This is a genomic window from Variovorax sp. P1_H12_2 (assembly GCF_056405335.1).
The window spans coordinates 1-1122 of record NZ_JBFUCI010000772.1; the positions used below are offsets into that span (position 1 = coordinate 1).

The 1122-nt window shown below is 69.8% G+C and carries 1 protein-coding gene; it reads left to right on the plus strand.

All coding sequences use genetic code 11. From position 1 onward, the window contains the following. Positions 1–1122 (plus strand): fimbria/pilus outer membrane usher protein (locus AC1D2K_RS35020; protein WP_478095065.1); only part of this gene is annotated, 1122 nt, incomplete at both ends.

Genomic DNA, 1122 nt, shown 5'->3' on the forward strand with positions numbered 1-1122 from the left:
GCGGCACGCTGTTCAGCTCGGTCGGCTTCGAAGGTGCCCAGGTGGCCACCGACGAGCGCATGCTGCCGGATTCCCAGCGCGGCTTCGCGCCGGTGGTACGCGGCATCGCCTCGACCAACGCGCGGGTGGTGGTGCGCCAGGGCAACAACGAGATCTACCAGACCACCGTCGCGCCCGGGCCCTTCGTCATCGACGACCTGTACCCGACCAGCTTCCAGGGCGACCTGCAGGTCATCGTCACGGAGGCCGATGGCCGCGTGTCGAGCTTCAGGGTCCCGTTTTCCGCCGTGCCCGATTCGATGCGCCCGGGCGCGTCGCGCTATGCTGCCACGGTGGGGCGCGTGCGCAACGTCGCCGACAGCCGGGCCGCCTTCGGCGAACTGACCTATCAGCGCGGTCTCACCAATTCGCTGACCGCGAACGCAGGCGTCCGCGCGGCCGGTGACTACCAGGCGCTGCTGGCCGGTGCCGTGATGGGAACGCCGATCGGCGCGCTCGGCGCCAATGCGACCTACTCGATCGCCAAGGACCCGGCCGGCGGGAGCAACCTGACCGGCTGGCGCGCGGAGCTGACCTACAGCCAGTCCTTCCAGCCCACGGGCACCAACTTCGCTCTCGCGGGCTACCGCTACTCGACCGACGGATTCCGCGAGATGGCCGATGCGCTCGGTTCCCTCAGCGCGCATGACAGCGGACAGGTCTGGCGCTCGAGCACCTTCCAGCTGCGCAGCCAGATCGTCGCCAACGTCAGCCAGAGCCTCGGCAACTACGGCCAGCTGTTCCTCACGGCGGGCGTCAGCGACTACCACGGCGTCGACAAGGACCGCGACACGCAGTTCCAGTTCAGCTACAACAACACCTACCGTTCCGTCAGCTATGGCGTGAGCATCGGGCGACAGCGCACCGGCGCGCTGTTCGGCCTGGGCTCGCAGCCGCTGGGCGGCCCGGCCCAGGCGGCCACGATGGCCAACATCGTGATGTTCACGGTCTCCATACCGTTGGGCACGGGGCCGCGGGCGGCCTCGGCGTCGGCCTCGGTGGCGCGGCGCAGCGACGGCGGCACCAGCTACCAGACCTCGGTGGCCGGCATGGCGGACGAAGCGCAGACACTCAGCTACGGCG